18 protein-coding genes and 3 pseudogenes are annotated in these 23,863 nt (G+C 56.3%); 15 read left to right on the top strand and 6 right to left on the bottom strand.

Translation table 11 applies throughout. From position 1 onward, the window contains the following. Window position 1: 1 nt before the first annotated feature. Entirely contained in the window at window positions 2-1,696 is a 1,695-nt protein-coding gene (locus EXE47_RS15980) for a ribonucleoside-diphosphate reductase subunit alpha (protein ID WP_089309354.1), read from the top strand. 131 nt (window positions 1,697-1,827) lie between these two features. Here EXE47_RS15980 and EXE47_RS15975 read toward each other — a convergent pair whose 3' ends face one another. Further along, window positions 1,828-2,838 carry a PQQ-binding-like beta-propeller repeat protein gene (locus tag EXE47_RS15975; RefSeq protein ID WP_158293622.1) on the bottom strand — a complete coding sequence of 337 codons (1,011 nt, stop codon included), beginning with the start codon at window positions 2,836-2,838 and terminating at the stop codon, window positions 1,828-1,830. A 959-nt stretch (window positions 2,839-3,797) separates the two neighbouring features. Here EXE47_RS15975 and EXE47_RS15965 point away from each other — a divergent pair. Next, window positions 3,798-4,598 (top strand): sulfite exporter TauE/SafE family protein, encoded by an 801-nt coding sequence (locus tag EXE47_RS15965; protein ID WP_049933407.1) that lies wholly within the window; start codon window positions 3,798-3,800, stop codon window positions 4,596-4,598. Window positions 4,599-4,718: 120 nt separating this feature from the next. Here EXE47_RS15965 and EXE47_RS15960 read toward each other — a convergent pair. After that, a pseudogene (locus EXE47_RS15960) lies at window positions 4,719-5,781 on the bottom strand (RNA-guided endonuclease InsQ/TnpB family protein); the annotation flags it as partial. Window positions 5,782-6,226: 445 nt separating this feature from the next. On the opposite strand from EXE47_RS15960, the gene EXE47_RS15955 reads away from it, so the two are divergent. From EXE47_RS15955 to EXE47_RS15935, 5 genes and pseudogenes are all read left to right on the top strand, one after another. Beyond that, window positions 6,227-6,595, top strand: coding sequence for a helix-turn-helix domain-containing protein (locus EXE47_RS15955; protein ID WP_049933409.1), 369 nt, complete (start codon window positions 6,227-6,229; stop codon window positions 6,593-6,595). After that, window positions 6,595-6,945, top strand: coding sequence for a type II toxin-antitoxin system PemK/MazF family toxin (locus tag EXE47_RS15950; RefSeq protein ID WP_049933410.1), 351 nt, complete (start codon window positions 6,595-6,597; stop codon window positions 6,943-6,945). Before EXE47_RS15955 ends, EXE47_RS15950 begins: the two co-directional genes overlap by 1 nt. 232 nt (window positions 6,946-7,177) lie before the next feature. Then, window positions 7,178-7,672: a hypothetical protein gene (locus EXE47_RS15945; RefSeq protein WP_094519412.1), complete on the top strand. Its 495-nt coding sequence runs from the start codon at window positions 7,178-7,180 to the stop codon at window positions 7,670-7,672. Window positions 7,673-7,993: 321 nt separating this feature from the next. Continuing rightward, window positions 7,994-9,148 (top strand): annotated as a pseudogene (locus tag EXE47_RS15940) (transposase); the annotation flags it as partial. Window positions 9,149-9,338: 190 nt separating this feature from the next. Beyond that, window positions 9,339-10,562, top strand: a complete 1,224-nt coding sequence (locus EXE47_RS15935; protein WP_049933242.1) for a site-specific integrase — start codon at window positions 9,339-9,341, stop codon at window positions 10,560-10,562. 58 nt (window positions 10,563-10,620) lie between these two features. On the opposite strand, the gene EXE47_RS15930 is transcribed toward EXE47_RS15935, so the two are convergent. The 3 genes from EXE47_RS15930 to EXE47_RS15920 all read right to left on the bottom strand — a co-directional run bounded on the left by EXE47_RS15930 (window position 10,621) and on the right by EXE47_RS15920 (window position 13,310). Next, complete coding sequence (locus tag EXE47_RS15930; protein ID WP_049933241.1) at window positions 10,621-11,049, bottom strand: hypothetical protein; 429 nt, start codon at window positions 11,047-11,049, stop codon at window positions 10,621-10,623. Beyond that, window positions 11,049-11,930, bottom strand: coding sequence for a ParA family protein (locus tag EXE47_RS15925; protein ID WP_049933239.1), 882 nt, complete (start codon window positions 11,928-11,930; stop codon window positions 11,049-11,051). Before EXE47_RS15925 ends, EXE47_RS15930 begins: the two co-directional genes overlap by 1 nt. 564 nt (window positions 11,931-12,494) lie before the next feature. Further along, window positions 12,495-13,310 carry an IS5 family transposase gene (locus EXE47_RS15920; RefSeq protein ID WP_096593123.1) on the bottom strand — a complete coding sequence of 272 codons (816 nt, stop codon included), beginning with the start codon at window positions 13,308-13,310 and terminating at the stop codon, window positions 12,495-12,497. Between the two features lie 346 nt (window positions 13,311-13,656). Here EXE47_RS15920 and EXE47_RS15915 point away from each other — a divergent pair, with 346 nt between their 5' ends. Further along, window positions 13,657-14,565, top strand: a complete 909-nt coding sequence (locus EXE47_RS15915; protein WP_080508694.1) for a dimethylarginine dimethylaminohydrolase family protein — start codon at window positions 13,657-13,659, stop codon at window positions 14,563-14,565. 463 nt (window positions 14,566-15,028) lie between these two features. Here EXE47_RS15915 and EXE47_RS15910 read toward each other — a convergent pair whose 3' ends face one another. Continuing rightward, on the bottom strand, window positions 15,029-16,819 hold the full coding sequence (locus tag EXE47_RS15910) for an ABC transporter substrate-binding protein (protein WP_158293621.1): 1,791 nt from the start codon (window positions 16,817-16,819) through the stop codon (window positions 15,029-15,031). Window positions 16,820-16,988: 169 nt separating this feature from the next. Between EXE47_RS15910 and EXE47_RS15905 the strand changes: the two genes are divergently transcribed. From EXE47_RS15905 to EXE47_RS15875, 7 genes and pseudogenes are all read left to right on the top strand, one after another. After that, complete coding sequence (locus EXE47_RS15905) at window positions 16,989-18,002, top strand: ABC transporter permease (RefSeq protein ID WP_049933236.1); 1,014 nt, start codon at window positions 16,989-16,991, stop codon at window positions 18,000-18,002. Continuing rightward, complete coding sequence (locus EXE47_RS15900) at window positions 18,002-19,525, top strand: ABC transporter permease (RefSeq protein ID WP_080508692.1); 1,524 nt, start codon at window positions 18,002-18,004, stop codon at window positions 19,523-19,525. The genes EXE47_RS15905 and EXE47_RS15900 overlap by 1 nt, the downstream gene beginning before the upstream one ends. Beyond that, window positions 19,525-20,616: an ABC transporter ATP-binding protein gene (locus EXE47_RS15895; RefSeq protein ID WP_089309412.1), complete on the top strand. Its 1,092-nt coding sequence runs from the start codon at window positions 19,525-19,527 to the stop codon at window positions 20,614-20,616. Before EXE47_RS15900 ends, EXE47_RS15895 begins: the two co-directional genes overlap by 1 nt. Window positions 20,617-20,654: 38 nt before the next feature. Then, window positions 20,655-21,989: an ABC transporter ATP-binding protein gene (locus EXE47_RS15890; RefSeq protein WP_089309414.1), complete on the top strand. Its 1,335-nt coding sequence runs from the start codon at window positions 20,655-20,657 to the stop codon at window positions 21,987-21,989. 80 nt (window positions 21,990-22,069) lie between these two features. After that, window positions 22,070-22,453, top strand: coding sequence for a hypothetical protein (locus EXE47_RS15885; protein WP_199237912.1), 384 nt, complete (start codon window positions 22,070-22,072; stop codon window positions 22,451-22,453). 63 nt (window positions 22,454-22,516) lie between these two features. Next, window positions 22,517-23,023, top strand: coding sequence for a hypothetical protein (locus EXE47_RS15880; protein ID WP_049933232.1), 507 nt, complete (start codon window positions 22,517-22,519; stop codon window positions 23,021-23,023). Window positions 23,024-23,644: 621 nt separating this feature from the next. Then, window positions 23,645-23,863: pseudogene (locus EXE47_RS15875) on the top strand (RNA-guided endonuclease TnpB family protein); the annotation flags it as partial.

Here is a 23,863-nt window from a genome sequence, read left to right as displayed (position 1 = left end):
GATGGCACAAACAGAACCAGCACTCGACGAGGTACAACAGCAGCACGAGGAACCGTTCTATTGGCTGAACGAGGATAGCAGGGCATTCCTCAACGAGGGGTACCTGCTTGAGGGCGTCACAGCCGAGGAAAGGGTCAGAGAGATCGGAGAGCGGGCTGAAGAAATCTTGGATGATGACGGCTTTGCGGACAAGTTCTATGACTACATGAGTCGGGGTTTCTACAGCCTCGCGAGTCCAGTGTGGTCGAACTTCGGTCTGGACCGAGGCCTGCCCATCAGTTGCTTCGGTAGCTACATGGCGGACAGCATGGAGAGCATCCTCTACACACAGGCCGAAGTGGGCGAGATGACCAAGTTGGGCGGCGGGACCAGCGGGTACTTCGGCGAGATCCGGCCCCGAGGCAGCCCGATCACGAACAACGGCAAGAGCAACGGGAGCTATAGCTTTACCGAGCTGTTCGACACGATCATCAACGTTGTCAGCCAGGGAGAGACGCGGCGCGGACAGTTCGCGGGGTACATCGACATCGAACACGACGACTTGGACGAGTGGCTCAACATCAAGACCGAGGGCGACCCTGTACAGGACATCTACTACGGCGTCATCATTGGTGACGACTGGTTCCAGGCGATGGTCGACGGCGACGAGGAGAAGCGAGAGACGTGGGCAGAGATCATCGAGACGCGGATCAACATCGGTGTCCCGTACATCATCTTCCGGGACAACATGAACGACGGGAAGCCACAGGTATACAAGGACAAGGGCTACGAGATCAACGCTTCCAACCTCTGTACCGAGATCGCGCTGCCCGCCACGCCGGACGAGAGTTTCGTCTGTTGTCTCTCGTCAATGAACGCGCTCCATTACGACGAGTGGAAAGACACCGACGCAGTAGAGACGCTGACGCGGTTCCTCGACGCCGTCATGGAGGAGTTCATCCAAGAGGCGGAGGGGACGCAGTTCATGGAACGGCCAGTGCGGTTTGCGAAACGGCACAGGGCGATCGGCATCGGCGTCCTCGGCTGGCACAGCTACCTCCAGAGCGAGATGATTCCGTTCGACAGCATGGAGGCGATGGAAAAAAATGAGGAAATCTTCCGCACCATCAAGGAGCGAAGTTACGAGGAGAGTCGTCGGCTCGCCGACGAGTTCGGTGAGCCGGAGGTGCTCGACGGCTACGGTCGCCGGAACGCAACGACGATGAGCGTGGCCCCGACGAAATCCAGCAGCGTCATCCTGGGGCAGGTCAGTCCGAGCATTGAACCACTAAAATCGAACTACTTCGTCCGTGACGGTGCGAAGCTCAAATCGACGCAGAAGAACCGATTCCTCGAGGGGATACTGAAACAGCGAGGCAGAGATGAGCGTGAAGTCTGGGACAGCATCGCACAGAACGACGGGAGCGTCCAACACCTCGACTGCCTAACCGACGAGGAGAAGGAGGTGTTCAAGACCTTCGCCGAGATTCCACAGATGGCGATCATTAACCAGGCAGCGCAGCGGCAGAAACACATCGACCAGGCACAGAGCTTGAACGTCTCAATCGATCCGAGCGAAGTGAGCGTCAAGGAGATCAACCAGCTCTACATCGAGGCTTGGAAAAAAGGGGTGAAGAGTCTCTACTACCAACACAGCGTCAACGCCGCACAGAAGTTCAGCCGAGATATCCTCGAATGTAAGGCCTGTGAGAGCTGATACCCCGGCAGCCAGTATGAGTTAGCCGAAACCACGCATCACAGCCCTGCGATATCCGCTGTGACATCCTCCTCGCCGTAAACGGCGGGATTCTCGCCTGAAAAATGGGATTTCAACAGAGCCACAGAGAGTCAATCCTGCTGGGAAAGATCTCCAAGAGCAGTCACAGTATGCGGGCTGGTATCGATAAACACTGCCCCGTCGGCGAGGACTGGTTGAGACCAGATCGTTCCACACGCAAAGTCGTCACCGAGAGTATAGTGCCAACGCCGTGTTCCATCGATCCGCTCAAACGCAACGACTGCTGGACAACCAAGCGATTCCATGAACACTGGTGCGACGACGCTTTCGCGCCCAACTGCGAGTGGGCCGCGGACAAAATGTCGGGTCGGATTTCTCGACAGAGACCACTGCCTGCCGCCGTCTGGCACCGAAACCGCTGCGAGACCGGATTCGGAAAGCACGAAAGCGGTACCATCGTCAACGGCGATACTGCGAACCCGTCCGTGCGGAAGCTCTACAGATGCTCTCTGCTTTCCGTCGCTATGATCATAGACACTAATATCGGCTCCCTCACCGATTAGGACACCACTCGTCACACAGACATGCGTCGAATAGCGGTCAGTATCTGCGATTCCTTGCTGCCAGATCAACTCCCCGGTGTCTATTTCAAGACAGCGTAGAACTTCTTCACCTGTCTTAGATGTTCCAGTAACATATACGTGATCGTCAAATACTGCTAGTCCACGTCCGCCGCCTCGCAGTACAGAATCTCGCCATTTGATCTCGCCTGACTCGGCCGTAACGGCGATAATGTAGTACTTCTGACCGTGCGTAAAATCAATCAGCCCGATCTGTCGATCTGGGACGACCGTCGTCGATATCGAAGATACATGCCCCGGAAGCTTTCGTTGCCACCGCTCACTGCCGTCGGCAGTACTGAACGAATAGAGCCTCCCCCGGGTCGCAACTAACAACTGATCATTGATGATGCCTCCTGAGACACCAACCGGTTCCGTATCGTCAAGGTCGTGATCGAGGGCTGTTTGCCACCTGTGCTCGCCGGTTTGAGCATTGAGTGCGGTAAGGCCATCGTCATCGTCAACAGTATATACGGTTTGATCAGCCACTACCGACAGCATCTGGCCACTGCCACCGCCCCACGCTAGATTTCCGCGTTCAGGGACTGTGACATCGGATGTAGCCGTTTTCTGGGCATCACATCGTGACTGGTTCCATCCACTGGTCGGTGCTGTCGGCAGTGATCGGTCAGGGGAGGCAAGGCATCCGGAGGCCCCACATACACCAGCCATGGACGCGAGCACTCTACGACGGGTCCAGCTCATATCCCGACCTAACCGGGCTCGAAATTAATTGTTCCAACGTACTTCTGTGGCCGAAACAGTCCCCGATTTGTCTTGCCAACACGTTTCTCACAGTTTCGGAGGATAGGCCAGTTTCAGGTCGAATTAGCATCAATTCGTGGTGATTCTCAGCGTTCCAAGATCAATTTTGAATCATTGCTCTCGAACTGCCAGACGAGCGTACGAAATTGTGTGGATTTTGGCGCTGCTGGATACGGTTGTCACTCTTGAGCGGCGGACCCAGCGAGATCTCAGCGGGTTAGTCGTGTGGCTCTGTTGAAATACTCAACGGTTGATAGTTTCACAACCCTGATCGCTCAGTACCGGATCTCTATGGATCGATGTGGTGTACCGCTTCAGGAGACAGGAGTCGGTAAGTGGGCAACGCAACCCACCCGTTTGGGAGAACACGAACCTTGTCTTGGTGAAGCACCTTCTCTTGTTCCAAATCCCCATACACGGTCGCGTTTTCGTAATCAACTAAGAGTTGATCCGGGAGTTCATCAGGTACGAAGACCATGTTTGACGGACCGTTCCTGCGAGCATAGTTCCTGTCACAAGCCGAGATACGGTCGCTTTGGGGCTCTCATCAATCGACTATTTCATGCGAAAAATGTTTGAAGAATAGGATTTCAACAAAGCCATCTTGATGCGTTCTTTTCACTCGACATCATCCATACAGTCTTATTCGAGAGGTACACCAGACGATACAAATCCGCACGCAACCGAGAACGACTATGATCGAGTCGCTCCTCCGGATTGACGTCGTCCTCTTCGTCCTCATCGGCGTGCTGGGCGGCGCACACTGTATCGGGATGTGCGGTCCACTTGTGACGATGTACTCGAAACAGATGACGCCGCAGCCCGATGGCGGGACGGTGACAGCCAACGACGGGCGTGCCGGTCATCTCACGACCTACGAGGTTCGCCAGCATTTCCTGTTCAACGTCGGCCGGGCGACGACGTACGCGATTCTCGGGGCCGTCTTCGGCGCGCTCGGGAGCGTCGTATTCGTTACCGCTGACCAGCTGACACCGATCGCCGATCTCCTGCGAGGTGTTGTCGGTCTTGCGGTCGGAGGGTTCATTGTGGCGACGGGCGTTCGGTACGTCATCGGTGGAAGCGGAGGCGATATTCGCATCCCTGGCGTCCAGCGCGTTACGTCGTGGCTCGCAGCGAGAGTTCACCGACACGTGAACAGCCCGAGTATTGTCGGGCTGGGAGCCGTCCACGCGTTTCTCCCCTGCCCGATGCTGTATCCCGCGTATCTGTTCGCCTTCGCGAGCGGCTCCCCGACCACAGGGGGAATCGCTCTCGGTGCCCTTGGCATCGGGACGATTCCGGCAGTTTTCCTCTATGGGACGATTATCCAGTCGATCGACGTCGCCCACCGGCGACGCGTTCATCGGCTACTCGGTGTGGTGTTCGTCGTGCTGGGGTACGTGCTGCTTGCGCACGGATTGATGGCACTCGGTGTTCACCTCCCACATCCGATGTTCCCGCATTACCAGCCCCTCGGTGGCGCAATGGGGCACTGACCGAGCACTGGATCCTTTTCGCTGGCTCGATACAGGCGACGCGCTCCATTGACCTTCTCCCCCGCCTGAAGACGCGGGAATCCCACCACGGGATTTCAGGCCGAGAGCGGCCCTGCGGTTTCAAGACGCATTCGTTCTACGCGTCCCTTGCTGGGTTTCAGCATCGGCTTGGGTGTCTTGTGGGGCGGTCAAACGCCCCCCATCCTCAGCCGAGTCATCGTCATCTCTGTGTTCTCTCGAATGGCTCCCTCCGCTGAGGTAGCGGTCTGCGATGTTTGTCGCGCCGTTCACGTCCGCTTGGTACTCGCCCATCCAGCAAGCGTCGTTCGTACACCTAAACGTCGCCTGTCGCGGGCGGTATCCTACCTCACCGCACGCGTGGCACTCCCTCGACGTGTTACGCGGATTCACCGTCTCGACGGGGATTCCCTTCTCGACGGCCTTGTACCGTATCTGCGCGTGGAGCTTGGCGAATCCCCATCCGTGGAGACGCCGGTTCATATACACGCCGTAGTCCATCGACTCCCGTATGTACGTCAGGTCTTCCAGAACGAGAACGGGATTCTCGACGGACCCTGCGTACTCCACGACATCGCGGGTGACGCGGTGGAACACATCGTCTATCTGGTTCCACAGGTCGTCACCGAATGACTCCGCGATACGCTCGCTTCCACGCGTCTGGAGACGACGCTTGGCGGTGAAGTAGGTCTTGCGGAGCCGACGAACGGTCTTTCCTTCGTCGGCCCACAGTTCGGGCGCGGTCGGAGAACCGTAATCGTCGCGGTGACACACCGTGACGAGTGACGCTTCCCCGATGTCCACTCCGATAGGCGTCCGTTCTTCGGCAGACACCTCGGAAGGCTCCTCGACATCGCGGGTGGCGGTGACGTGGAGATACCACGTTCCGTTCCGCTCGAATAGCCGACTCTCGCCCATTTCCGCGTCACCAGCGTTCAACGCTTCGAGCCAGTCCCGCTGTTCGGGGTTCGGCTGTGCTGGCATCCAGAGGTGATAGTCCTCGTGGTGCGGAATCTTGACATACCACTCAATAGTGTTCTCGGGCTTGTGGTCGAGTCGGAGCCCCTCATTAGTGAAGCGCACAGGGTGGTCGTCGTGTAGGTCGCCCGCGTTGTAGGTCGTCGTGAGTTGCGGGACTTTTGAGTGCGTTCTTTGCGTATCCGCTCCGACCGAGAACATCGGGAAAGAAACCGCCGTGGCCGTCGACAAGGAGAGCGTCGGGCAATCGAAACCCGTCATGTCAGCGTTGATTCCTCACGACTAACCGGCTGAGACCTCGCTGAGTCTGCCGTTCGAGAGTGACAACCCTATTCAGCAGCGCCAAAATTCACGCAATTTCATACGCTCGTCTGGTAGTTCGAGAGTAATGATTCAGAATTGATCCCAGAACGCTCCAAATCACCACGAATTGATGCTAATTCGACCTGGAACTAGCTTATCCTCCGAAACTGTAAAACTTCTCGACCTATACAGTAGTTAAGACTGGCCGTCTCAATGTCTACGATTCTCGAACTGCTTCGACGAGTCTACGGACGAAGTATCTCCTTCAGCGTTTTCACCACTTTCACACCTAACTCTCATTACGGTTGACACCGTATTTCTGCTCAATAATGTCCATCGACCGGGATACCTTCGAGAAGACGAGCGAGGACGAACTCGAGGAACTCTCCGTCCCGGATCAGGTCCTCGGATTTCTCGCCGCCAACGATGATCGCGCGTTCAAGGCTCGCGAGATCGCCTCTCAGATCGGTCTCGATGAGGGCGCGGTCAGCACCGCGCTCTCGAGACTGAAGGGCCGCGATCTCGTTGAACACAAAGCGACGTACTGGGCGATAACCGACGACACGGAGCGACTCGACGGATACAGCGGGTACGAACGGGCGACCGCCCTGTTCAACCAGCGACTCGGTACAGAGGACAAGGAGTCCTGGCGCGAACACGCACCCGAGGAACCGCATCCGAGCGTCGAGGACGAATAGTGACCGACGGAGAGAGACCAATTTTCGAGCGTGGCGACGTCGTCTACGGGGATGATCCGTTCAAAGGCGAGGAAGATGCTCGGCCCTGGCTCATTCTCCTGAATCATAAAGGCCGTCCGTTCCACGGGGAGCAGTATATTGCGCTCACGTTGACGTCGAAATCCTGGATGGACGGCCTGATCGACGTTCCTGGTGAGAGTTGGCTTCGTGGTGGGACCCCGGATGAGAGTCAGATTGTCCCGTGGGGAGTACAATCGATCGACCACGAGGATATCGACTTCTGGCAAGGTCGCCTTGACAGCGATCTCGTCGACGAGGCGGTTGCTGCGCTCGTCGAAGAACTACACTAATAGACCCAACTGAAGATGAGACCAACTATCTCAATGTTACGGTCACAGCTTCAGAAGGTGGAACCGATATGTTCCTTTCCTTCGACGTCAGTACGGGGTGAGTCACCCGTTCAGTATGTCTGCGTGCCGACCGCACGACTCTCCGGTATTGTTGTATGCTGTTCTGCGAGCGTAGCAGATACGGGGACCAATTTAGTATCTACCACTTGTAATTTTAGAATAGCAATACAAAATGAGCAAGGATAACGAAAACGGTCGTGAAAATTCGAGGCTTCGGGTGGTTGGGCAGAAACGAGATATGCTCTTGGAGAGGGTCTACGATACCACAAAATTCGCAGATCTCGACAAGAAAATACGCGAACGAGGATACGAGGAGACAGAATCTATCGTTCAGCGCGGTATACGTCCGGAAGATCCATTCGATTTCTACCAAGTTATCCGCCACTATACTAACGAGGACGACCGAGCAATAGCCACGTGGATTGGCCTAGACCCAGAAAAAGTTGACAGCGGTGAGGTATCGTATGATATGATAGAGGAGCTGGACGAGATTCAGGACCTAGAAAGGGATGTACAGGAACTATACCCGCTCATTGTTGCCTTTCTGAATGATGAGGGAATCGGATTTCGAGCAACCAGTACTGGTATTGAAGAAAATGAGTTAGATAACAGTATTCTTCGAAACGCGCTCAAAGAATCGTTCCGGACATCCAGAGAGGAAGAATAGGCTTTGTTAAAATCCTCTTCTTCAGATACATTATCACCTGAAACAGCCGGTCGATGGGAACTGCGAACTGATCGGCCCGCGCAGTCCCAGAGGGATCTTTGAGCCGATGTGTTATTCAGGTTGTACACTTAAAAACAGGCATGATCGGTACAGGAACCCTTATTATCGCAATTACGTTCACCGTTGTGATGATGCTGACTTTAGCTATGCTGCTACGATTGCTGAAGAATTCTCGTGGGCTGTGAGTCCCCTGTATTGAGCACTGTCGAGTGGGTGATTCACCAAAGTAGCTTTTGTCGTCAGTTATAGTAGCGCTGTCCGATGACACCGACACAATCCTCTCGACGTGCTGTGTACCGTCGCATCGCCCAGACGTCCTACTACGACTGGCCAGCCTATCATGCGACGCCCCTCTACGACCGGAGTTCAACAGCCGGCCTTGCTGAAGATGTCCGGGTCCTCGCGACCGTCTGGTTCGACCACGACGCCCACGACTCTATCGAAGCGTTCGTCGCTCACTGGCCGCTAGCCTACGTCGAATTCGACGCTCACGACCGCTACACTGGGAGCACGACGTACGAGATGGAGGTGCTATTCCGTGGGTTTCTCCTCAAGGAACTCTACGGGTGGGACTACGAAACGGCACTCTGCTCGTATCTGTAAGACCGACCCTCTCTCCGCCGTCGCCTCGGGTTCGAGACTGTGCCCGACCAGTCGACGCTCTGGCGGAGTTGGCACTATCGGTTCACCTCCGACCTCCGCGAGTGTATCGAAACTGCCGCGCGGACGATCCTCTTCAAAGCGTCCGACGCTGGGGTCTCGGTTCCACGGACCCCGCCGCGTACAATTCCGCGTCGCCAGACCGATGACGACGAGACGACCGGCCCATCTGCGTTCGAGCGCAAACAACAGCTCACGACTCACGTCAGCCACCTCGTCTATCCGGTGTTTTCGCTCGACCGCGCGAGTGGTTGTGCTATCCACGAGAACGCGTTTTGGAACCTACAAACGTATCTCGGCCTTCAAGAGAACCTCGCCGCCAATGAGGGCGCCCGCAGCTTCCGCTACGACACGACACGCGAGCGGACGCCTCTCGGTCATAATCATCGAGACCAGATACGATCCCTGTCTATCGAGCGCATCCGTGAGATGTATCGCGGGGCTGCCCAGCGACTCGTCAATCGGACGGCCCAGATGCGAAGCCTGTACCAGCGCAGCTGTATCGCTATCGACACGACGGAAGCCGACCCGTTCACCGGTGACCGGACGGGCCACAAAGACGAGATTATCGGCACGAAAGAGAAGACCGCCGAGTACGCCTATCAGTGGGCGACCGTCCAGCTCGTCGGTGATTCCGTACCACTGGTTCTTGACGCACGTCCCATCCGGAAGGGTGACACCCGCCTAGAGATCGTCGAGGATCTCCTCGACTCGGCAATGGATCTCGTCGACGTTGACCGCGTGTTCATGGACCGAGGGCCTTCAGACCTATAGATTCTATATATCGAAATAAGATTTATCAGACAAGTAGTGAGGCTTGATCGTATGAAAATCAGCTTCAGAAGAGCTCATACGCTATTATAGCTAATACCCGCACCTACTCTGGATTAGTGTAGTAGTCACAAGTAGATTTTTGAGGATGCCCGCTGTCGGTGAAGCTAAATCGATGGTACAGCCTACTGACGGCCCTCAACTTGGGGACACGACTAGTGAAACGCCACTCGACGAGCCCCTGACCGATTTTCTCGACGCCAAGGCGAAGACGCTTGGCGAGTCCGAGGACGGAACGACGCAGCGATCCGGCAATTACGTTCAAGCGCTCGAACGCGTCGTCCCGGACTGGATCGAATGGATGAATGGCCAAGGCGTGACTACCGTAGAAGCGGTCGACAGTCGTCACCTCGCCCGGTATGCCGGTCACCTCGCCCGACGGGTGAATGCCCGTCGAGCCAGCAATGACACGGACGGGATCACAGCAGCCACTGCGTGGAACTACTACTCGCTCGTCTCCGCATACCTCCGTTACTGCCAGCAGTGGGAGTACATCCCAGAGAACCCCGCGGATACCGACCGCGCAAAAGACGAAATGCCTGACCGGCCCGCAACCGACTCTAGCAAACAGCAGTTCTGGTCGACCCAGCAGCGCGAGACAATCGTCTCGTACGTCGACGAGCGAGCGTATGCGGCGATTGATGCGGATCCGCAGAGCCGAGAAGCACTCACAGCTGCCCGTGACCGGGCGCTCGTCTACGTCATCGGATTCTCTGGCGTCCGCGGTGCCGAGGTCCTCGCCTCTAGTCGCGATGACCGGCGGACGGGAATCACATGGGGGGATATCGATACTGACCAGGAGGTATTGACAGTCCTCGGCAAAAGCCAGCAAATCGAGAAGGCACCGCTGACAGATCGTCCCGTTAGTGCCCTCAACCGCTGGCAGACGCTCCTCGATCCGCCCACCGATGCGTGGCCCGTGTTCCCTTCGTTCCACCTCGCATCCCTGCGGGATGCTGCGCGAAGTCAACTTCAGGAGCGTGACGCCGATCCAGAGACTATTGACACGGTTACGAGTCTCGGCACCGCAGACCTCGTTGATGCCTTTCGTGAACGGGACCTCACCCCGCCGGCTCTAACTACGGAAGGCGGCCGATACACGCTCAAAAAGCACTCTCAGGCAGCCGCTGTGGACTGTTCAGACGACTCGAAAGCGTATCTCACCCTCCACGGCGCTCGCCGTGGCGTTGGTGAGGCGTACTACGATGCAGCGGGGTTCAGTGACGCGCAACGGGTCCTCCGACACGAGGATCCATCAACGACATCGAAGATGTATGCCCACAAGGAGGCGGGTGAACTCTCTGACGTGGGCAGCGACATTTTCTCAGCGGATGAGTAGCTATCGTCGGCCGGCTGTCCGTGAATGCTGACTGTCTAATAAACCATATACTGCGATATCATTCGAGCGCGTATCCCCACCCTTCGAGCACGTCGACAACATCATCCGTGTGTTGAAGTCCAACCAGCAGCGCTGCCTCACGGAGATCCGCTTTCCGCACGCTTTCTCCGAGTCGGCTCTCAATAATCGACTTCTGTGTCCGCTGGACGTTCAGCGTGTCTTCTTGGAGGTGGAGCTGGACCGTTTGTTCTCGCCCGTCTGTGATGCTGTTTCGGCGTAATATCCACGGAATGTCACTCCTTGCTGTGTCGCGTCCGCTATTGTTGGCGCTGCTGCTCGCTCCAGTCTCTATCTCCACCTCAGTTGTCTCTGCCTGGTCGCTTTTCGAGTCCACGTCGGACGAGGAAGCGGGTTCGACCTCCGGCTCATCGTCGTCCTCTTCCTCGTCCTCCCACCCATTCACAGTGCCCTCTTTGAATCCCCCCATCAGACGGTCACCTCCTCAGGATCGTCCAACGCGCCTGGCTCAGGCGGCGAGGGCGCCACAATGCCGCCCTGCGTCTCAAGCGAGCGAGCAATTCGATCGAACTTTGCCAGCGTCTCAACCTCGTAGTCGCGGCGTCGGCTCCGGTGCGTTCGCACAAATTCAAACGCACTACACTGGTGTCGCCAACAGCCCTCCATCATCGATGTTCGGTCGCCGATCACCTCCGGAACCTCGAAGGGCACGTCCTCGACGATCTCGTTTTGATCTCTCGTCCCCTTGAACTCGATTGGGACGGCTCCAAGCACCCCAACTTCGATATTCAATTCATCCGCGAAGTTCGTCGCAAGCTCCTCTAAGCCCTCAACGGACGCTTCTCCCTTTGCGGACGGCTCAAACGGAATGAGGAGGTTCCTCGTCGCATAGATCGCATTATAGAGATGATCTGACTCCGTTGCTGGAGGATCACAGATAAGAACATCATACCGGTCCGGCACATCGTTCTCAACGAGGACACGCCGGAGTTGCGCGTAGATGTTGTACGCATCGCCGAAGTCTTCGGCCCGACTTTTCTCTCGTGCTAAGTGGTCTGAGAGATCTGAAAGGGTGTTGTGTTCCGGAATAATATCAATACCCTCTGCCGTCCGAATCAGATCGTCGAAGTCGCCACCCGGGTTATCGACAAGGTGTCGCACGAGACTGTCTGCTGCTGAATCACTCCGGTCGTCGTCGACGTCGAACAGCCGACTCAGGTTCCCGTCCTGTGGATCGAGCGGAATCACCAACACATCAAGCCCCGCTCGGGCGTGCGCACAGGCGATATTCGCGGTTAGCGACGTCTTCCCGACGCCGCCAGCCTCGCTGTAAACCGTGTACGAGAGCATACAGCATTATTAGAGACATACCACATAAATATACGTCAGACATTCATCTATGACTCTTATCTGTCTTAGACCTCTAAGTAAGATCTCTAAGTAAGACTACTGAGTAAGGTTTCATACTCAGATATGTATGAAAGAAATCTACCCTAGATTTCTCAGATAGAGGAATAAGGCATCTAACACATATTTGTATGTGATATGCTCAAGGCCCAAACCCGACCTGTGATAGCTCCCCCACGACTACGGTAGTTGTTCTTTTATTAGAAAAAATATAAATTTATACCGCCACCCTCAGCTGGGAATTGGCTTGGACTCAATATTTCGTTTACATGATCTAGGTAACATGCCGTGTTGAACGCAAGACGGCGGCAACATCGGATTTTTGATATTCGATCTTCTACCGGTAGCGGCGCTTTAGCTGTAGATTCTCAGATCGGGCGATTCGATTCGAGCAGAATTGTGCGGCGACCAAAGCATCAGTTTCACAAGATACCAGATAAACCATGAGGTGGACGATGGCGATGCCTCTCTCGGATACATTCGGAGAAGGGGAGCAGGCGGCGAGCTCTAACTCGCCGCCTGCTCGAGGTTATGGACGATACACTTCCGTGTGAGCTCCCGGAACTGGCCGTGCCAGCTCCGGGAGCGGATCTCGTCGCCGTCGTCTTTTAGCATCGCAAACACGGTCTCACTCATTGACCGCTGGTTGTAGACATCATCGTCAATTCTGGCGTTGTGGGCTTTCTTGAGTGCGTTTTGCTCGCAGTGTTTGATCACTGGCCGTGTAGACCTGTCACGGCAAGCTTCACGGAGATTACTCCACGAGTACATCTTGTCGGCCAGCAACGCTTGCAGGTCTTCGGCGTTCCGCCGAAAGACCTGTAGCCCGATATGGCCGTCATAGGCTTTCTTCGTCGTGAAATGAGCGTCCATGATAGCAAGAGAATCCGTGTCAACAAGCAGCGTGGTTTTCATCGCGTTGAACGAGTAACCGACCCGATTCCGGTAGTGTGAGCTGGCTTGATCACGCTGAAAGCCGCTGGCGTCGATCGACGCGGTGCCTGAGAGCCCCGCCTGCTCCGCGGAGGCGCGGAGCAGGCGGCGCAGTTCTTTCATCGGGAATTCATCGTCCCAGACGCTGAAAGATGTGTAATCCGGCGATGAGTCAAGATCAAACACACCGAGAATTCCCGGCATCTCGTTGAGATAGTCTTCGAGCCTCCGAAGCGGCTTGTTGATCTCCTCTTTGAGCAGAAGGAGCGCGATTTTGGTGGACTTGTCGTACCCGTTGTCGCCGTCGGCGACAGCGGGTACGTCTGGTTGTTCAACATGGTTCGTGGCGAATTCGTGAAACGTCTGTGCGAGGGTCTTGAGACGTCCCATATCGCCAGACGGCGTCCAAATCCCGTGAAATCAGCGATACGATCCGCAGACGGCGTCGGCGTTCAACGGAGCAAGGTAACATAACCTACATTGTGTGGCGCAGTGACTGCCTCCCTCAGTATTGCTCTACTCAGTATTTTTGACGTCCTCCACTGACGTTCTAGGGGGCCCAAGTTGATACGGGTCGCTCTAATTGTGTATATTTATATAGACAGGTATCACCACCAGAACTGACTATTTGACTCACTTCGTAGCCAAATTAGCAAACAAACGGCTGGAATTTCATGCGAAAGCTACTGTTGCCCAAGTCTTATTAGCAGGTGATGAGGTAGTGTGTCTGTTCACGATGACTGACAACCTCTACGTTGACCCGAATGCGCTTCCGCCACTTGACTCATTCTCACGACGATCCAGAGACGAATCAGTCTTATTTACTACTCCGACGCATTTCTCCGTCGACTACGAGATTAATCCGTACATGGTGTCCGGCGTGGACAGTTCCACTGCGAACCAACAGTGGCACGATCTCGTATCCAGATATGAGGATCTGGCCGACGTTTCGATCATGGATGTCGACGCGGTTTGGGACGATCTTAGCGAGGTCGAAGTTGCCCCGCCCGGGGAACTCCCAGATATTACCTTCTGCTCGAATCATGCCCTTTCGCTTCCAGATCGCGACGGGTTCCTGCTCGCGCAGATGGCAACTGAAGAACGACATGATGAGCCTGCTTACTTCAAGCAGTGGTGTACCAACCGGGATATTCCAACTGAGCAGCTTCGTACGGATGTTCCGTTCGAGGGGTGCGGCGATGCCCGCTGGCATCCGGGGCGTCGCCTCCTCTGGGGTGGTTACGGGCCACGAACTGACCTCGAGGCATACCGGGAAATAGCAGACCGCTACGATGTCGGCGTCGTTCCGCTTGAACTCACTGACGACTCATACTACCATCTCGATGTTTGCTTTTCAGCTATCGACGAACAGACGGCCGTTGTGTGTCCTGACGCATTTACTGACGCAGGCCGGGAAAAACTTGACACGTTATTTGAAACATTGATAGAAGTCTCACCAGAGGCAGCACAGGATCACTTCGCGTGTAACTGCCACTCGCTGTCAGGTGACGTCGTTGTCATCGAAGAGTCAAACCACCAAACTATCCACGCGCTCGAGTCACACGGGTATGAGACTCTCCATGTATCAACAGATGAATTTATGAAAGCAGGCGGCTCGGTGGCGTGTATGGCGTTTCCGTACTAGGCGGAAACCCGCCAGTATCGTCTGCGCTGTCGACAATAGCGATGAGTGACTCTGTTGAAATCCTTATCGAGTGATATATTTCGGCTCGGTCGAGGTCAATTCACAGATATTAAACAATGAAGAGAGAACGTTCAGATATGTATGAGACTCCGTTGTATTTGATGCTAATCGGGCTATCTCTCATACTCGTTTTTTCCGGGCCCTCAAATGGTGCCCTTCCAGCTGTCCTCCAAGCTACCGGTGGATTAATCGCCATCAGTAGCGGTGGAGTGCTTCTCAGAGATGTGATCAGTCACTCGACAAATAACGGGTAAGCACCCTTCAGCGACCAGCTGTTTCAGACGATAATATATCTGAAGGACAGGGTTTCAACAGAGCCCGATGAGTAAAAAAAGAGCTGCCAGCAGCGTGGTATTTATGGAGAATCGAGGAGAACGGCTCGCGCTTTAGCGCGGGGAGGGTGTCAAGGCTGTGCGTCAGTATCGATATCGACGCCAGTGTACCGGCTCAGAGCCCCTAGCTCGCCAAACTCGGGCATGTCCACCCAGTCGTACGAGAACCGTTCTGCGGCCGGGTACGCGTAGTTGATCATCGCGCAATCTTCCCAGTTGGCCTCCTCCATCTGGATGAGCGCCTCCTCCCAGCGCTCCCTGGCGGCGTCGTCGCGGGTCGAGTTCTCTTGCATCGTGTTCCACGAGTCGCGAGCGGTCTGTGAGGCCTCGGTGTCGACCCAGTTGAGCGCGACGAGCGGGTTTCCGCTGACCCCCTCGTTGTCCGTCGAGCGGGTGTTCGGCGGATACAGCAGCGCGAGGACGTTGAGCGGATCCGCCCACGACATCCCCCACTCGCCGAGCCCGGCCGGTCGGTTGCCAGCAAACTCACGGTCAAGCAGCGTCGAGAACGGAGCCGTGCTGATGGAGACCTCGATGTGCGCAGCCGAGAGGCGGTCCCGGAGGTCATTGGAGATCTGCTCGTAGGTGGTGTCCTCGACGTTGAGAATCTCGAACTCGTACGGGTCGTCGTCGCTGTAGCCGGCCTCCTCCATGATCAGGCGGGCCTCCTCGATGTTCGACTCGTTGTATCCGTACGGGTAGTTCTCGCGGGCGTGTTCCTCCGCCGCTTCCGGGCCGCCCGGGAAGAGGGTCGCAGGCGTCATGTGATACCCCGGCTCGACTCGGCCCTTGTACGCGCTGTTGGCGATTTCTTCGTGATCCATCACCCACGCAACGGCCTTCCGAGCTGGCTCGATCACTTGGTCGTTGTTGAACAACATGAACTGCGTGCTCAACCCGGAAATCCGGAGGTAATCGACCATATCACCGTTCTGTACCGGCCCGTACTCACCAACTTGAAGACCGTTGTCTTGCGTCTCGTTGACCGTCGCCAGCTCAGGATCATATTGGGCGGTCGGGATCGAGAACGCGTCGACGTTCCGGTTCATCGCGTAGTTGTACTGGGCGTTGGTGTCTTCGATCACCTGCCAGTGGACGCGGTCGACCATTGGCGCCTCGCCGTGGTACTCGTCGAAGGCAGTCACTGCCATCTCCTCGCCAGACGTCCACGTGTCAAACTCGAAGGGGCCGGTTCCAACCGGGGACGTAGTGAACTCGTCGTACTCCATTTCACCGTCATACCCCTCGATGTCACCGACGATTCCCTCTGGAAGGACGGCAAACGTCGCGTCTGACATGATATCGAGCGCCGCGTAGTATGGTGATGACAGCGTCACCTCGACCGTCCTGTCGTCAACAGCCTCCACGGCCATCGATCCGGGGACGTACTCTCCCTCTTCGTTTGTCTTGTGTTCGATCCCAAGGTCTGAGAGCAACAGGAACGCCGACGAGGAATCTGGAGACGCTGCGACGCGTTCCCAAGAGTATACAACGTCGGCAGCCCCGACCGAACTCCCGTTGTGAGCAACTACGTCTTCAGTGAGTGTGAAGGTGTACGTCAGCCCGTCATCGGAAATTTCGTACTCAGTCGCGAGCTGGTTAACAACGCCTGACTTTCCTTCCGGCTTCCCAACAAGCCCGTCGAAAACTTGGAAGATGACCTCATTGGCAGATGAAAGGACATTTGCTGGCGGGTCGAACGTGTTGATCGACGCGTTCAACAGGCGCAGCGTTTTCTCGCCATCGCTGGTTGTCTCAGCGCTCTCATCGTTGTCTTCACCATCAGTCGCGTTTCCACCATCGTCCAACTCGTCTGGGACCTCTTCGTCGCTTCCTCCCGAACACCCAGCAACGGCCGTCATTGCTGCGAGCGCGCCAGTCGACTGTAAGAACCTTCTTCTTGTGCGGTCCGAATCGGAATTCGGCATGACTATGACAAATATGGTAGGAATTTAAATCCTGATGTGATTAGCCGTTTTTGGTGTAAGGACAAGTATTATTACATGATAAGATTATACGATGTCCTAGCAAATGGGACGATGGGAGTATTTTCTCAAGCGCGTGCTTTTGATGGTGCCGATTGTCTTTCTCGGCACGACTGTAACGTTTCTCATCCTTCGGGTGGGACCAATTGACCCCGCGGCCGCGATCATCGGGCCAAGTGGCGACACGGAGGCGTATGCCGCTATCAGGGATAGCCTTGGACTCGATCAACCGCTCTGGATTCAGTACGCGGAGTTCATGCGCGACCTCCTGACGCTCCAGTTGGGAGAGTCGTGGGTCGTTGTCCGCGGCCAGTCAGTGTGGGAACTCGTCGGGGTTTATGGCCCTCGAACCCTGTGGCTTGGGTTCTGGTCTATCCTCATCCCGATATTTGTCGGGCTCCCGCTCGGGTTCTATGCTGGGCTCAACCCGAATACGCTCGCTGACTACATCGCCTCTTTTGGCGGGATAGTCTGGCGAGCAATGCCAAACTTCTGGTTAGCCGTGATATTCGTCAGTGTCCTCACGCAATCGGACGCATTGTTCGGATTCAGTTGGGGGGACTGGCTTGTTGAAACACAGATCGTTACCCCGCCCGACCTTTCGGGGCTGTGGGAACCGACACAGTTTCTTGGTGCGTTGAAAGCGATCCTTCCAGCAGCCCTTGTCCTCGGCTCTGCGTCCATGGGAAATGAGATGCGAATCGGGCGTACGGCGGTGCTTGAAACAAAAAACGCAAATTATGTTGAGATGGCGAAAGCGAAGGGGGTGCCCGGGAGACTCGTCGTTTGGAAGCACATGTTCCGGAACGCACTCATCCCGCTTGTTCCTGTCATTACTGGAGAGGCGTTCCTCCTTCTCGGTGGATCCGTGCTCGTCGAAACTGTGTTCGCAATTAACGGGCTCGGCTACCTCTTTTTCCAAGCAACGATTAATGGTGATGTCCCGCTTGTCGGGTCGTTGATGTTTTTGTTCATTCTGCTCTCGGTCGGGATCAACATTCTCCAGGACTTCCTGTACACCGTGATTGACCCACGTGTTGGATACGACGGAGGCGCATAATGGGAGCTGACACTGACGTCGGGTCGGGCTCGACTCGCACTGGTGAGTTCCGAGAAGAGGCCAGTCGTCCTGAGGGCGATCGCGACCTACCGCTGTCTGAACGGATTACGCGAAATCCAGGTCCCGCAGCGACGTGGGCCGCCGTTGTTGCCGTCCTCATCGCAGCCGAGTTTGGTGCGATCGTCAGCGGGTTGCTGTCAGTGCCCCCGTGGGGGTGGGTCGGCGGGCTGGTCCCAGGAGTCGTCGAACCGGTTGCGGCACTCCTCGCCACAGTCGCCGAGCGGGGAGCCGAGCTGCCGACAATCACCTCTCGCTCTGTCATCGACAATACCGGATACCAAACGCCGAGTGGCTGGGAAGGCACAACGCTCGGCCTTTCACCAGCGGTAGCGTGGGCCCTCCGGGTGGCTGTAATTTACACGTACTCATTCACCTGGCTGCTCGTCGGGTGGTGGGGGTACACGCTGTACCGGCGTCATTACCGGATTCCTGACTGGACGCCGCGTGACGACGTTGTGAACCGATTCCGCCGACACTCGTGGGGGCTATTTGGTCTCACAATCGTGTTCGCGTTTGTCGTCATGGCGCTATTTGCGCCGGTGCTGGGTCCGACAACTGTCGATCAGAACATCGAGAATCCATACGAGAACCGCATTGATTATTACAACGATGAGACGGGACAAGTCGAATCGATTTTCGTCGGCGAAGCCAACGGTGATACACAGTCGCGCGGACAGGGCGACAACAACGTTGGACCGCTTGAATACGATCAGTACGACCGGTTCCACCCGTTCGGAACACTCCCAGACGGCAAAGACTTGTTCACCTTCATGGCGTCGGGAGCTCGGGTGTCATTGCTTGTTGGGCTCACCAGCCTCGGCATTGCCGGTGGGTTTGCGATGGTATTTGCGATGCTGACGGCATACTACAAGGGACTTGTTGACCTTGGAGTTGTGATTGCTGGTGACTCAATCCAAGCGATGCCCCAACTGTTGTTTATCATTCTCGCGTCGTTCGTCCTTTCCGACACATGGATCGCAGAGGTGTATAACGGCGGGCTCGTCCTCGCGATACTGTTCGGTATCACCGGCTGGCCGGCGCTATGGCGAGCCGTCCGTGGCCCGGCACTCCAAGTGTCGGAGCGTGAGTGGATCGACGCTGCGAAATCGTACGGGCAGCGCCCGCGAGTGACGATGCAAAAGCACATGCTACCGTACGTCGTTGGCTACTTCCTCATTTACGCCTCCCTCTCACTCGGCGGCGTTATTATCGGCATTGCGGGGCTCTCATTCCTTGGCCTCGGAATCGAAGCACCGGTACCTGAGTGGGGCCGAGCGGTGAGCGCGGGACAGCCGTATGTCGCCACGCAGTCATGGCACATCTCGCTCATTCCGGGCATTCTCGTCGTGATCATCGTAACCGGATTCAACGCGCTTGGCGATGGGGTCCGAGATGCGATCGACCCAGAGAGTGACATCGGTGACGGTGGCAACGAGAACGTCGCTGCTGGGGGTGGTGCCTGATGAGCCGACACGCACGCGATGACAACGTGCCATTGAACGCTGATGCGACATCGAGCCGTGACCTAGCGCTCGAGGTGGAAAATCTACGTACCGTTTTCCACACTGAACACGAACAGATCCACGCAGTCGACGGTATTTCATTCAATATTCGACGCGGTGAAACCGTCGGACTCGTCGGCGAGTCTGGCAGTGGAAAATCCGTGACTGCGCGGTCAATACTCGGACTCATTGAATCGCCGGGTGAGATCGATCCAGCATCCGCAATTCGATTTGAGGGAGATAACATCACGGAGTACACTGAGTCAGAGTACGAGTCGATTCGCGGCGACGGGATCGCGATGGTGTTCCAAGACCCCCTTTCGACGCTGAATCCGGTATACACCGTTGGAAACCAAATTAAGGAGGCTCTGTCGCTTCATCAAGACCTTCGTGGTACTGCGGCGACAGAACGCGCAATCGAACTGCTCGAGGAGGTCGGGATTCCGGATGCGGCCCGCCGGGTCACTGAGTACCCGCACCAGTTCTCCGGAGGCATGCGCCAGCGAGCTGTGATCGCGATGGCGCTCGCCTGTGCGCCGGAGGTCTTGATTTGTGACGAGCCTACCACTGCGCTTGACGTCACGATTCAAGCACAGATTATTGACCTCCTCATGGACATCCAGGCAGAACGCGACCTCAGCATTTTGTTTATCACGCACGACATGGGTGTCATCGCCGAGGTAGCAGACCGTGTCAATGTCATGTACGCCGGAGAGATAGTCGAATCAGCGCCGGTTGAACCGCTATTTGCGGAGCCAAAGCATCCGTACACGCGAGGACTACTGCGAAGTATCCCCAGCACTCAAACTAGTGGCGACCGCCTCGAGACAATTAAAGGCGAGGTGCCAACACCGAATGAACCCGCAAGCAGCTGTCGGTTCGCTCCACGATGCACAAAGTCATTCGAGGAGTGTTCGGAGGTCGCACCAACCCCGACCGCTGTGGGTGACGACCCGGATCATGACGCGGCGTGTCTGCTCTATCCCGAGTCAATGACGACCGACGAGGCAGTAGCTCATCACCGGCCAGCTGATGATGGGGGCGAGCAATGAGCGGCGAGAGTTCTGGAGGTAGCGAGACCAGCCCCGAGATGCGCAATATTTCAGACAGCAACAGCACAGCTAATGACGATGTACTGCTGTCGGTCCGTGATCTAAAGACACATTATGAGGAACGCTCGTTGTTTGGCGGCGACCCGGTCCGAGCCGTGGACGGTGTTAGTTTCGATGTGAGGCGGGGCGAGACGCTCGGTCTCGTTGGTGAGTCTGGCTGTGGAAAGACGACGCTCGGGCGGACGCTCGTCCGGCTTGAGGAAGCAACCGATGGCAACATCGTCATCGACGGTGACGACATCACTACGCTGTCGGGTGATGCCCTCCAACGCTGGAGACGCGACGCACAAATCGTATTCCAAGACCCAGAATCGAGTCTTAATGACCGCCTGACGGTAGGCGAAATCATTCGAGAACCCCTGAATGTCCACAACTGGAAGACGCCCGCCGAGCGCCGACAACGCGTCAGAAATCTCCTCGAGCGCGTCGGCCTCCGTGAGGAGCACTACTACCGGTATCCGCACCAGTTCTCCGGTGGCCAACGGCAGCGCGTCGGGATCGCTCGGGCACTCGCCGTCGAGCCTGATTTCGTCGTCCTCGACGAGCCGGTTAGTGCGCTCGACGTGAGCGTCCAAGCGCAGATTCTCAACCTCTTGATGGACCTCCAAGAGGAGCTTGATCTCACGTACTTGTTCATCGCCCACGATCTTTCCGTCGTCCGCCACATCTGTGATCGCGTCGCCGTCATGTACCTCGGAAAAATAATGGAGTTCGGACCGACAGAGCAGCTGTTCCAAAAGCCCGAGAACCCATATACCCGGTCACTACTATCGGCTGTTCCAACCCCAGACCCGACGGTCGAACGCGATCGGACGACCCTTCGCGGGACACCCCCGAGTCCCCGTGATCCGCCTAATGGGTGTGTGTTCTCGACCCGCTGCCCAGCGAAGATTCGACCCGACGGCTTCGAAGAGCTATCCGAACATGACTGGGATGCGATCGAAGTGTTCCGCGAGGTGCTCCGCGAGCGCTCACGAACAGATCCATCTCTCTCCGAACGAGCCCGTGAGCTACTGGGACTTGAGACCCGGCTCCCGGATGTCGAGGAAGCCGCTGGGGAACTGTTTGCCAGCCGGTCGTTCCCTTCTGATGTACAAGAGCCAATTCAACAGTCCATCGAGGCCGCCAACGACGGGAATGAGGAGCACGCGAGAGAGATCATTACAGCAGCACTCGGTAGTGTCTGCGATCGTGAAGCCCCCTCGCTGCTGGCGACTGGCCGGACTGACAGCGGCCGATCCAGTCGCTGCCATCGCCACAAAGAGGAGTACGCTGACCCAGACGCTAGCAGATCGGATAGTCCCCAGTCGTGAGCTCAGTAGATCGATCTGATGAATGGGTCTCGGAGTTGAGCTGGGCTGAGGTAATCGCCCGGCGGGTGCTTGACGCAACGGTGTACGCACTCGTCGTAACAGCCATAGCACTCGTTGTCGGTGGTGTGATTCAGACAATTACTGGAACAGTGGCGGACGTGGTGTTGTTTACTTTCATACTCGGGATCGTTGTTCTGGGGTACGCGACGTACTGTCTGCTTCCTGGAAGGCCGTGGCATGTTGAGCACACTGAATCGGGCATGGAGCTGACTCGGCATGATCGAACGCAAACTATCGGTAGCCGTGAGGTGACTCGCTTTCAAGCCGTCGTACAGTCAGTTCCGCCGCTCAGATGGTACATGCTTCCACCGGAAGAGCGGTATTCGCCGGCGCTAAAGCTGTTTGCCGCTGGAATCTGTATCCTGTTGACGTCGATCGGAATTGAAGCGCTGTTTGTTTGGTAGCTGCTAGCGGACGCGGCCCCGATGTGGAACAGACTTTTGGAAGGTGCCCACGCCCGTAGGGACATGACACGTGACGAATCAGCAGGCGTTGATACGCAAGCCCGAGAGGCCTGGAAGCGGACACTTACAGATGCCGCCGACCTTGCCGAACGTCGCGAGACAGCAGGGTGGACTGTTCTGTATACGCAGTCGAGTGAGACGACGGTCGTGACTAACCCTGATGAAAAGGAGTACGCCTTCCGCCATCTCGTACCCGATGAGGATGCCGACCAGATTAGCGACTGGGTCGCAGACGGAGACTTTCCGCAGTACGATGTCCATAGGGCCACAAAAGCTGGAACCGTCTTTCTCGTCATCGAAATCTTGGACCCCGAACAGGAGCGGTGTCTCCTCATCGCCGCCGCATATCCACTTACTGCGATTGGTGGCGTTAGCGAAACAATTGGTGACCATCCCGTTCAGACACGGATCCGGCAGCTTGACGGCACCGTCGTCGCATCATTCGAACACACTGATAGCGAGAAGTTCCTCCCGTCCGACGCAGGGGGGTTGACTGGCCGTCAAAACTGAACATCACCGGGATCGAACCCAATCGCACTCGTTTGGCTGGCCGTGATCGAAGAATCGATGTCCTGGCGTAGCCTAACAAGGACTATCGCCCGTTTTTGAGTGGGTCTCCTCAAGCACGCGGCCGCCTTCGCCGGTCGTGACAATTACTATATCACCGTTGTCCCTCCGGATAGGTGACCTCGGCCTCCAGTACAGTTCACTGTCAGTAGGGATGGAACTAGTAATGTACTATGTCACCGTTTCATTGGCTCTGTTGAAACACTCAGAATTTGATATTTTACACTCCAAATCACTCAGTACAGAGGCTGGGTACAGCAGACCGAATCTGTTCTGCTAATCGATCGGCGGTGGACTACCGTTGAACTGAGTGTGAGCACCGTCAACCGATAATCTTGCCTACATTGTACTGATAGAGATACGAGCGCATACCCCCGCCTTGCCGTGAGTGACGAGTGTTCCGACAGAGTGTCGGAACCGAGGAACGAACAGGCGGGGGTCGAGCGGACATCATAGTGTGACAAGCCACCGTTCTATTGTAGTGCCGGATTTCCTACGGGTTCACTTCCACTCCGGATGGCTGGGATATATATCTGCCACAACCAAAATCCTCGCACGGTGACGATGGGCGAACTCACGAAAACCCTCGAACTGAAGCTTGTGGACCCGAACCTCCATAAGCGACAGAAACTTCGTGAGACACGCGATGCCTATCGACGGGCGCTTCAGGCTGCCTTTGACACTGGTTGTGACACGCAGTCAGCAACCAACGATGTGGTTGTCGAGTACGACCTGAGCGGCTACGCGAAAAATGCCCTCAAAAAGTACGTCCCACAACTCTGT

This window comes from Halorubrum sp. GN12_10-3_MGM (genome assembly GCF_005435235.1).
In the GTDB taxonomy this organism is placed as follows: Archaea; Halobacteriota; Halobacteria; order Halobacteriales; family Haloferacaceae; genus Halorubrum; species Halorubrum ezzemoulense.
The sequence above is the reverse complement of the archived record's forward strand: the minus strand, read 5'-3'. Positions and strand labels throughout refer to the sequence as shown.